This window comes from Mesorhizobium sp. M0239, from assembly GCF_040321815.1.
In the GTDB taxonomy this organism is placed as follows: Bacteria; Pseudomonadota; Alphaproteobacteria; order Rhizobiales; family Rhizobiaceae; genus Mesorhizobium.
Genome location: NZ_JAMYSG010000063.1, coordinates 1 through 9550 on the forward strand (window position 1 = coordinate 1; position 9550 = coordinate 9550).

Genomic DNA, 9550 nt, shown 5'->3' on the forward strand with positions numbered 1-9550 from the left:
TGCCGGTGTACCCGAGAGGGCGGTAGACGTCCGTCGCGAGTTCTACGCCGTCGCGCATAGCAACTCGGAGCCCCGTTTGCAGAACCACTTCATAACGTGGTTCAAAAGGTTTCGGTGTACGGTCTTCACAACAATTCATCGTTTGCCTCTCCTCAAGAAGCTACTCGCGTCAGCTCATGTTTAAGCCAGCGGTGTGACCGCCTTGACCGCTGCTAGTACAATTGTGAATGGATGGGCGCCTACTAGATCGTCATTGACGCAGTAAATTGGCGTTTTTCCTTTTTTGCGACGTGCAACCGTGACGGAGCTTCCGGGATACGTTCTCGCTACCGGGTATAACGATCGGGCGCTAAAATCGTTTGTCTCCTGGTCTGGAAATAAGCCGGTGGTCAGCAGATTGGGGTAGCGGTCCTGAGCTTCACCCGGTCAGCCGGTTAAGCTGGATCCAAATTGGCAATTTCTGCTCTGTTTCAGCGTCGCCCTTGCTCGTCATTGGGCGTGGCCGCACGCGCTTTTGTCCTGCGCAAGCGGTGTTCCTCGAACCAGTCGGCTATCGTGCCGCCAGAGTTCAGTTCCCTGCGCTTTCCATGCGGCGTCCCTTTATGGCGTTTTCCAACCAGCCAAGCTCCATCTCGGGAACTGACGAAAGCAGAAGGTCCGTATAGGCGTCGAAGGGGGGCCTGAGAACGTCAGATTTGGAGCCGTAGCGCACAACCCTTCCTCGGTACATCACTGCGATGGAATCGGCGATCGCTTTCACGGTCGCGAGATCGTGAGTGATGAACAGATACGCCACGTCCTCGATCTTCTGCAAGCGCAGCAACAGCTTGAGGATGCCATCAGCCACGAGCGGGTCGAGAGCGCTGGTCACCTCGTCGCAGATGATAAGTTTCGGCTTGGCAGCGAGTGCGCGGGCGATACAGACGCGCTGCTTCTGTCCACCCGAAAGTTCGGCAGGATAGCGGTCGACGAAACCCTTGCCCATCTCGATCTCATCGAGTAGTTCCGCCACCCGATCGTCACGCTCGCATCCACGCATGCCAAAATAGAATTCCAGGGAGCGGCCGATAATGGTGCCAACTGTCTGGCGCGGGTTCATCGCCACGTCAGCCATTTGGTAAATCATCTGCAATTCGCGCAGATCATCCCTAGAGCGCTCCGCAAGCCTCGGCGTGAGCGTGCGGCCGGCAAAGGTGATGATGCCGGACGTGGGCGGCAGCAGACCGGTGATGGCGCGCGCAAGCGTGGACTTGCCCGAGCCGGACTCGCCGACCACGGCCAAAGTCTGACCGGCATCGACATGGACCGAAACGTCCTGCAGCACCTTTACATGACCGCCGTAGGCCGCAGTGATATTCTTCACCTCGAGCACCGAACTGGCTGCCGACCTCTTTTCCTGGTGCTCGATCGAACGTACCGACACCAACGCCTTGGTGTAGTCCATCCGAGGCGCCTCGATGATCTGCGGCGTCTCGCCATGCTCGACCATCTTGCCGTGGCGCAGCACCATGATTTCGTCCGAAACTTGGGCAACGACCGAAAGGTCGTGTGTAATATAGAGCGCCGAAACGCCGGTATCCCGGATCGCATCCTTTATCGCAGCGAGCACATCGATCTGTGTCGTCACGTCGAGGGCTGTGGTGGGCTCGTCGAAGACAATAAGGTCCGGTCCGGAGCATAGAGCCATGGCCGTCATTACGCGCTGCAATTGACCGCCCGACACCTGGTGCGGGTAACGACGGCCGATGGTTTCGGGGTCGGGCAGCCCGAGCTTTTTGAACAACGCCACCGCGCGCCTCTCTGCCTCGGCGCGGGTCGCGACACGGTGCAGCAACGCGGCCTCAACGACTTGGTCCATTAGACGAAGGGCCGGGTTGAACGCTGCGGCAGCCGACTGCGCGACATAACAGACCTTGTTGCCGCGCACCTTGCGCAATCCCTGAACGCCGCCTTTTAGAATGTCGCGCCCGTTTAGAAGGACCTGGCCCGCGGTAATGCGCACGCAGCCTCGGCCATATCCCATCGAGGCCAGACCGATAGTCGATTTGCCGGCGCCGGACTCGCCGATCAGGCCCAAGACGCGGCCCTTCTCCAGCTTCAGCGAAACGTCGTCGACGATGACGGTATTCTGCGGATTGCCCTCCGGCGAGTAGGACGTTGCTTCGATCCGCAGATTCCTGATTTCCAGCAACGGGCCGCTTCCGGCATGAACTCGTTTGATTACCGCCTTAGGCATTGGCGCGCCCTCCCCTGAGAGAGGTGGTTCGGGTAAGGATCCAGTCCGCCATGAGATTGACGGAGATTGCGAGTGCTGCGATGGCGCCGGCTGGGATAAGGGCAGCGGAAATACCGAAAACGATGCCATCTTTGTTCTCTTTCACCATGCCGCCCCAGTCGGCTTGTGGCGGCTGCACGCCAAGGCCAAGGAAGGACAGGGCAGACAGGAAGAGCACAGCGAAGATGAAGCGCAGGCCGAGTTCGGAGACCAGTGGCGACAGCGCATTGGGCAGAATCTCGCGGAAGATGATCCAGCCCCGGCCTTCGCCGCGCAGTTTGGCCGCCTCGACGAAGTCCATCGCGTTAATGTCGGCGGCGACAGCGCGTGAGAGCCGGTAAACTCGGGTAGAGTCAAGTGTACCCATCACTAATATCAGGGTCACCACGTTGGATGGGAGCACCGACAGCACGACAAGAGCCAAGATCAGAGTCGGGATCGACATCAAAAGGTCCACGAACCGCGACATCGTCATGTCGAACCAGCCACCGGCGACGGCTGCGGTGAAGCCGAGAATCGAACCCAGCGTAAAGGAAAGCGCAGTAGCGGCCGCCGCGATCAAGATTGTCGTGCGAGCGCCATAAATCATGCGCGAAAGCAGATCCCGTCCGAGATTATCGGTGCCGAACCAGTGTTCGCCAGACATGGGCATCCAAACGTCGCCTACGATCTCGCCCAATGGATGCGGCGCGATCAGCGGGGCGAAAATCGCCGTGAATACGAACAAGCCAGTGAAGACCAAGCCGATCGCGGCCCCGATGGGTATGCGACGCCGCGCTTTGACGAGTGGGACTGACGAGACGCTCATTTGGGATTCCTGAGCCGTGGATTAGCTATGACAGCTGCGACATCGGCGATGATGTTCAGACCGATGTAAACGGCGGCGAAGATCAGACCGACTGCCTGCACGACGGGCACGTCCCGCTTCGAGACATGGTCAACGAGATACTGCCCCATGCCGGGGTAGACGAAGATGACCTCGACGACGACGACGCCGACGATCAGGAAAGCAAGGTTGAGCATCACCACGTTGATGATCGGCGCGATGGCGTTTGGGAGTGCATGGCGGCGGATGATCTCGATCTGCCTCAGCCCCTTGAGCTCGGCCGTCTCGATATAGGCCGACTGCATCACGTTCAGGATCGCGGCGCGGGTCATACGCATCATGTGGGCCAGCACGACGAGCGTTAGCACCGTCGCCGGCAGGGCGATGGCCTTCATGCGCTCTAGGAACGGCATACCATCGTAGACTATGGAGATGCCCGGAAACCACAGCAGCTTCACAGCGAAGAGATAGACCAGGAGGTACCCGACGAAGAATTCGGGAAGCGAGGTCGAGGTAAGCGCGAGGCCAGAGATGAGCTTGTCGATTACGCCATTGCGGTAGCGCACCGCGAGAAGACCGAGGATGATGGCGAGCGGGACAGCCACGGTCGCCGCCCAGAAGGCCAGGAAGAGCGTGTTCCAAAGCCGTGGCAGCAGCGTCGCAGTAATTTCCTGTCCCGAGGTGAGCGCGGTGCCTAGATCGCCGGTCAGTACACCGCTCAACCAGCGGAAGTAGCGAACATAGGCCGGATCGTTGAGGCCAAGCTCCATCCGCAGATTGGCAAGCGCTTCCGGGGTTGCCGATTGCCCGAGAATGGCTTGCGAGACGTCACCTGGCAGGATCTGCGTGCCGGCGAAGATTAGGATCGAGACAAGGAAAAGGAGCAGGATGCCCAGCGCGATGCGCTGGGTGATCAGTCTTACAATGGGGGACATCATCGAAATCCGGCCGTCAGCCAGCATTTGGCTAACGCGTAGCCATTCATCAGATTGGTGTACTCGTCGCCGTTACCGCAGCGGCTGAGATACCTGAGTTCAAGTGACATAAGACGTTCCCTACTACTATGTTTCCCCTCAGCGCCAACAACGCGGACTCTGCATGATGAGGGTAGCAAGGTAGATGCGCCCGTTATGCGCTAATTTACCCTCTCCCGACGCAGGATATCGCCGTTTACTCTCGGCCTACGAAAAAACGCGCCGCTCCGGCCATCAACAGCAATCGGTGCGGGCACTCTACTACGAGGGCCATCGTGTCTAAGAGCGCAGGATGACTGCGGTCCAGCAGATCACGCCCTTGCGCGCGATGCGACTGAACTCCAGATCAACACGACTGCTCAAAACTGTGGTGAATCTCGAGCTTTTTTGTAAACGCCCACTTCCCCCAAGAGGTAAGCAGTGCGCCAAGGCACCTTGCAATAGGCCGATCAACATGGAGTTTTCGGGCCATGACATCGGAACATGCAAGGGGCGATCTGGTCGCCTAGTTAAGCGGCGCCGCGGCGGCGGCCGAAGATCTTGCAACCGTGCGCGGGGGCGCGCGGCAACGAAGGCTGAGGAGTTGCACCGAGAAGCGCGCGCTGGTCGACCTGGCAAGCGCGGTGGGGTCGTCGGTGACCGAGGTCGCGGCGTTCGACATAGCTCCGTCACAGCTCTATGCCTGGCGCAAGCAGATGGCCGGCGCCGGGCTCGATGCCGATCAGGCGATGGCAACTTTCGCGCGGATCGCAGTAACGATCTGCCCGAGGTCGAGCGTCCCGTCGTCGATTGCCCGGACCCGGCCGGCAGGATCGTCGTTGCCTTTCCTCACGGCGCGCGATTGCGGATCAATGGGACCGTCGATCCGACGGCGCTGCGTATCGTCCTGGCGGAGTTGACAAGTTGATCACAGTGGTGCCGACCGCTCGGTGAGACCGATATGCGCCGCGGGATCAACAGCCTGGCACGCAGGTGCAGCCGGTGCTCGCGCTCGACCCGCATACCGGCGCGATCTTCTGCTTCCGAGGACGCAAGGGTTATATCATCAAGATCCTGGCGCATGACGACCAGGGGTTCTGCCTTTTTACAAAACGGCTTTCCGAGGGTTGTTTCGCCTGGCCGACCACCAAGGATCAGGTCGGCGTGTCGCTTACCAAGGCAGAGCTTTCGCTGCTTCTGGACGGGATCGACTGGCGCCGGCCAAGCATGACTTACCGACCGCGTTTGGCTGGCTGATTTTGCTCGTTTCTTATTGATTTTGTGTCGATTCTGCTTCCGTAACGGAGGTCGTTCGGGGATGTAATTTGGGGTCGGAATAGGCCCCTCAACCGCTGATTTCCTCGCCCGGACCGCCCTTCTGGAGGCGGCCGTTTCCGCCCGCGACACCACCATCGCCGAACGGGATGAGCAGTTGCGAAGAGAGCGCGCCGAGGCCGCGCTTCGCATCCATCGCCTGCAGCTGCGGATCGATCCGTGATGAGCGAGCTCGCCGGATTTGCCGGCACGATCCAGGCCGACGGTTTCAGCGGCTATAACCAGCTCTACAAGGGTGGCTCCATTCGAGAAGCCGCCTGCCTGGCCCATCTGCGTCGCAAGATATTCGACGTTCACGACAGCCACCCGACCGAGCTCAGCACGACGGCGATGGCCGGTATCCAGGCGATCTACCGGATCGAGGAAGAGATACGGGGGCTCCCGCCCGCCGAGCGTTTGGCCGAACGAGGAAGGCGGACCCGACCACTGGTCCGCGCGCTGCGACGACAGCTCATGCGCCAGGGCAAGGGTCTGTCGCGCCATGCCGATATCGCCAAGGCTTTCGCCTATGGCACCAGGCGATGGCGAGCGTTCAATCGCTTCCTCTACGATGGCCAACTCGAGCCCGACGACCTCATCGCGGAGCGCGCGATTCGCGGATTTACGGTCGGCAGGCGCAACTGGCTTTTCTCGGGCAGCTTCGCCGCGGCCGATCGGTCAGCGGTCGTGCTCAGCATCATTGAGACCTGCAAGCTCCGCGGCGTCGATGCCGAAGCCTACATGGCCGATGTCACCGAGCGCATCCAGAACGACTGGCCAGCCTCGCGCTGGGACGAGCTGATGCCGTGGAACTGGGTGCGCCACCAAGAGATGCCGCTCCCGTTGGCGGCATGAGCGCGATCGATGACATGGCGCTGTCGGATGAGGCGCCGGAGGCCTGGATGGCCGCCAAGACCAACCGCCGCCCGCTGGTGCGGACGATGTCGGCGCTGGATGGCTTCGTAACGGCGGCGGTCACCGGGCCACGGTTCGCGAACCCGCAAGACTGGATGTGCCCGCTCATGGGGTTGCCGCGCGACGTCCTGGCCAAAGGCTCTGCTACCGATCACGCCGCGTTTGCCAGCGTCGCCAGGATCCACAACCGGATCAACGAGACGCTCTTCGATAACCGCAGGATTACGCGCTCCGATTCGCCACCAAGCCCAGCGGCGGCATCGACCCGCGGCCGTGGTGCCGCATCAGCTGTCCGTGTCGCCTCGTGCGGACTATTCCTAACGATGAGGTGGGTGCCGGGTAGCGTAGGAGCTGAAGTTCACTACGCCGACGGGGTTAGGCCGTCAGCCAGCATTTGGCAAAAGCCAAGCTGTTCATCAGATTGTCGCGCCAAGCGACATAACCGCCCACTTTATCGGAGATGGCGTCCACGGCCTGATTGAACATCGGCACTATCACACCGCCCTCGTCGCGAACAATGATGGCCATCTCACGGTAGAGGTTCTTGCGTATCGCAGAACATGTTGAAGCAATAGTAGCCGGGGCCTGAGACGGCCTCGATCTTCAGATTGGGCGAACGTTTATAAGATCGATGACCTTGGGCTCGACCTGGTCGATAATATGCACCTGACCGGCCTGCAGCGCAGAGATCCGGGCCGTGGCGTCAGTGATGGCGAGGAGCTCAACCTGGTCGGCAAAACCCATCTTTTCTGACTGCCAGAAGTTGGCGAAACGCTCGCCGCCGTAGCGAACGCCGGGCTCGTTGACCGCCGCTTTGTACGGCCCAGCGCTGATGCCTGCGGCTGGATTGTCCTTCCCCCCATTCGGCTGAATAATTAGATGATAGTCAGTCATCAAGTAAGGGAAGTCAGCATTGGCGTCCTTCAAGGTTACGACGACTTCGTCCCCATTCACTTTAATGGTGTTAATGCTCGTCTACACGTTTTATATGCTCCTGATGTCGAACATCCTGGGCCAGTTGCCCACCGCGTCGCGTTAGGCAACCAGGATCGACCCCGTAACTCTCGGTCTTTGTAGGCCTCATGCTCGACGAAGCGCGCGGTCTGGGGCCCTGGCCTGGGCTTGCCGAGGACGGGCTTCCTGCCAGATGGTGGACTGGAAAACCGCATCGCTGAGAGTATTGGGGCCAGCAAGGACGCCAAAACTTGGACCATGAAGATTCGGAAGGGGCTTGAGTTCCACGACGGTAAAGCCGTGACACCGCAGGATGTGGCGTCGACTCTCGAGCGTCACTCTGACCCGCAGTCAAAGTCCGGGGCGCTGGGAGTGCTGAAGAGCATCTCCCTCGCCGTTCCCGCCCTCCGCGAACTCCACTACGTCACCCATTATGACCCGGAGTGATCGGCGCCGGCGCGCCGACCAACAAGCGACCTAACCATCAAGACAAATTTCGGGAAAGGTGTCTGGTGAAACGCTTACCCAAAGAGTTCCAAGGCCGCAGTTGCTTCAGCCACTGCGAAGCCGATGTTGGGCATGCTACTGCCATGTGGGGCATCGCGGATGGAAGATTCCGGTGCCTGACGAGATATACGACCCCAAGGGGGTCGCGGCGCACGTTCGTCTATGCATTAGGCAGATGGCTGGTGGCAACGCTGGCATCCACCGGCGCCCCCCTTTTAGCGCGCTCTGCACGAAAGAGGCGGCATAAGGCGATCTCGCTAGTCCCTCAGGGAGCGGTCTCCGCGCTAAAGGCGCCACCGCGCAAACCCCACTTTGGGAAGCGCGTTCTAAGCTGCATGGCATGCAGGACGATTAGTCACTGCTCTTGAGCAGGGGAACCAACAGAGCTCAGCGGCGAGGGCTCACCTACCCCGCGTCAGATATCACGCCGTCAGGGCTCGAGCCAGCATACAGTTAAGGCGGAGGCGTTGCTCATATCCCGCGCAGGATGCTTCACGAACCCTTTCACGCCTGGCCCCGTCGCATCGATGAACTGGTTAAAGAACGGCGCGATCAGGCCGCCCTCGTCGCGAACGATGATTGCCATCTCGCGATAAAGGTTCTTGCGCTTCCCCTGATCGAGTTCAGCCCTCGCCTCGATGAGAAGCTTGTCAAACTTCTCGTTGACGAAGCGCGTATCGTTCCATGCGGCCGTCGACAAATACGCGACGGAGTACGCCTGGTCCTGCGTCGCGCGACCAGTCCAGAAGGTGGCGGCGAATGGCTGCTTTAGCCAGACCTCCGACCAGTAGCCGTCGCTCGGCTCGCGCTTGACCTCGATGGCAATTCCGGCCTTGGCGCAGCTCTGCTGATAGAGTTGCGCGGCATCGACGGCGCCGGGGAAGGCGACGTCGGAGGTGCGCAGCAGGAACGGTCCGCTATGGCCCGACTTCCGATAGTGAAATTTGGCTTTGTCCGGATCAAAGGTGCGCTGCTCGATATCGTCGGAAAACAGCGGGTACGAACCGTTTATTGGGAAGTCGTTGGCCACCGAGCCATAGCCGCGCAGGATCTGGGCGAGCATCTGCTCGCGGTCGATGGCGAGCTTTAGCGCCATTCTAAGATCGTTGTTGTCGAAGGGAGGCGTGTCGCAGAACATGTTGAAGCAATAGTAGCCGCGCCCCGAAACGTTCTGGACGGTCACGCCGGAGATATGCTTGACCAGGTCCACGACCTTCGGCTCAACGCGGTCGATCATGTGGACCTGGTTGCTTCGCAGGGCCGAAATACGCGCCGTGGCGTCGTTGATGACGATGATCTCGATCTGATCGGCATGGCCCCGCTTCTCGTCCTGCCAGAAATTCTTGAATCTTTCGCCGCCGTGCCGTACGCCCGGCTCGTTGACCGTAATCTCGTATGGGCCGGCGCCGATGCCGGCAGCCGGATTGTCCTTGCCCCCGTTCGGTTGGATGACGAGATGATAATCAGTCATCAGATAAGGGAAGTCAGCATTGCCGCCCTTCAGTGTGACGACGACTTCGTCGCCATTTGCCTTGAGCGTGTCAAGCGTAGACCGGTCGAGATTGATGCCCTGCCGGGCATAGATCTGCGCCTGACGATAGAGCGGCAGGTGGTCAGCATATTTGGACACCAGCACCTGAGCGACCGTCGCCTCGGTTGGCAAACCGCTCTCGATCAGCCGGGCGGGCGCCGGAGCCTGAACGACCACATCCTCGCAGGCGCGGCAGATCCCATGGGGAGTGGATCGTGGCCCGCACTCTGGCAGAGTGGGCCATCGCAACTCGCTCTTTGGAGGCCCTTTCATGC

General features: G+C 60.3%; 8 protein-coding genes and 3 pseudogenes. 4 read left to right on the forward strand and 7 right to left on the reverse strand.

Features of this window, described 5'->3' with window-relative positions; translation table 11 throughout:
• Window positions 1-568: 568 nt before the first annotated feature.
• Genes NKI99_RS32975 through NKI99_RS32985 form a run of 3 tightly spaced genes read right to left on the reverse strand, consistent with a single transcriptional unit; the run spans window position 569 to window position 4039 of the window.
• The gene (locus NKI99_RS32975; protein WP_352613647.1) at window positions 569-2236 is read right to left on the reverse strand and encodes an ABC transporter ATP-binding protein; all 1668 of its coding nucleotides are present in this window, start codon (window positions 2234-2236) and stop codon (window positions 569-571) included.
• The gene (locus NKI99_RS32980; protein ID WP_352613637.1) at window positions 2229-3083 is read right to left on the reverse strand and encodes an ABC transporter permease; all 855 of its coding nucleotides are present in this window, start codon (window positions 3081-3083) and stop codon (window positions 2229-2231) included. Before NKI99_RS32980 ends, NKI99_RS32975 begins: the two co-directional genes overlap by 8 nt.
• On the reverse strand, window positions 3080-4039 hold the full coding sequence (locus NKI99_RS32985; protein ID WP_352613638.1) for an ABC transporter permease: 960 nt from the start codon (window positions 4037-4039) through the stop codon (window positions 3080-3082). The genes NKI99_RS32980 and NKI99_RS32985 overlap by 4 nt, the downstream gene beginning before the upstream one ends.
• 1017 nt (window positions 4040-5056) lie before the next feature.
• Between NKI99_RS32985 and tnpB the strand changes: the two genes are divergently transcribed.
• A complete protein-coding gene (tnpB, locus tag NKI99_RS32990) occupies window positions 5057-5311 on the forward strand; it encodes an IS66 family insertion sequence element accessory protein TnpB (RefSeq protein WP_352613640.1) in 255 nt (84 codons plus the stop codon).
• Between the two features lie 88 nt (window positions 5312-5399).
• On the opposite strand, the gene NKI99_RS32995 is transcribed toward tnpB, so the two are convergent.
• Window positions 5400-5525 carry a hypothetical protein gene (locus tag NKI99_RS32995; RefSeq protein WP_352613641.1) on the reverse strand — a complete coding sequence of 42 codons (126 nt, stop codon included), beginning with the start codon at window positions 5523-5525 and terminating at the stop codon, window positions 5400-5402.
• A 26-nt stretch (window positions 5526-5551) separates the two neighbouring features.
• On the opposite strand from NKI99_RS32995, the gene tnpC reads away from it, so the two are divergent.
• Window positions 5552-6223 (forward strand): IS66 family transposase, encoded by a 672-nt coding sequence (gene tnpC, locus NKI99_RS33000; protein WP_352613643.1) that lies wholly within the window; start codon window positions 5552-5554, stop codon window positions 6221-6223.
• A gap of 86 nt (window positions 6224-6309) precedes the next feature.
• A pseudogene (locus NKI99_RS33005) lies at window positions 6310-6438 on the forward strand (UPF0149 family protein); the annotation flags it as partial.
• Window positions 6439-6658: 220 nt separating this feature from the next.
• Here NKI99_RS33005 and NKI99_RS33010 read toward each other — a convergent pair.
• Window positions 6659-6811, reverse strand: a complete 153-nt coding sequence (locus NKI99_RS33010; RefSeq protein ID WP_352613648.1) for a hypothetical protein — start codon at window positions 6809-6811, stop codon at window positions 6659-6661.
• A 19-nt stretch (window positions 6812-6830) separates the two neighbouring features.
• Window positions 6831-7252, reverse strand: a pseudogene (locus tag NKI99_RS33015) (ABC transporter substrate-binding protein); the annotation flags it as partial.
• A 174-nt stretch (window positions 7253-7426) separates the two neighbouring features.
• Here NKI99_RS33015 and NKI99_RS33020 point away from each other — a divergent pair.
• Window positions 7427-7624, forward strand: a pseudogene (locus NKI99_RS33020) (ABC transporter substrate-binding protein); the annotation flags it as partial.
• Between the two features lie 550 nt (window positions 7625-8174).
• Here NKI99_RS33020 and NKI99_RS33025 read toward each other — a convergent pair.
• Window positions 8175-9550: ABC transporter substrate-binding protein (locus NKI99_RS33025; RefSeq protein ID WP_352613645.1), on the reverse strand; the 1376-nt coding region annotated here is incomplete at its 5' end.

Bases quoted from the DNA above. Each gene is read 5' to 3' on its own strand.
- NKI99_RS32975 (WP_352613647.1), bottom strand. From the start codon at position 2,236: ATGCCTAAGGCGGTAATCAAACGAGTTCATGCCGGAAGCGGCCCGTTG.
- NKI99_RS32985 (WP_352613638.1), bottom strand. From the start codon at position 4,039: ATGATGTCCCCCATTGTAAGACTGATCACCCAGCGCATCGCGCTGGGC.
- NKI99_RS32995 (WP_352613641.1), bottom strand. From the start codon at position 5,525: ATGGATGCGAAGCGCGGCCTCGGCGCGCTCTCTTCGCAACTGCTCATC.
- NKI99_RS32980 (WP_352613637.1), bottom strand. From the start codon at position 3,083: ATGAGCGTCTCGTCAGTCCCACTCGTCAAAGCGCGGCGTCGCATACCC.
- NKI99_RS33010 (WP_352613648.1), bottom strand. From the start codon at position 6,811: ATGGCCATCATTGTTCGCGACGAGGGCGGTGTGATAGTGCCGATGTTC.
- tnpC (WP_352613643.1), top strand. From the start codon at position 5,552: ATGAGCGAGCTCGCCGGATTTGCCGGCACGATCCAGGCCGACGGTTTC.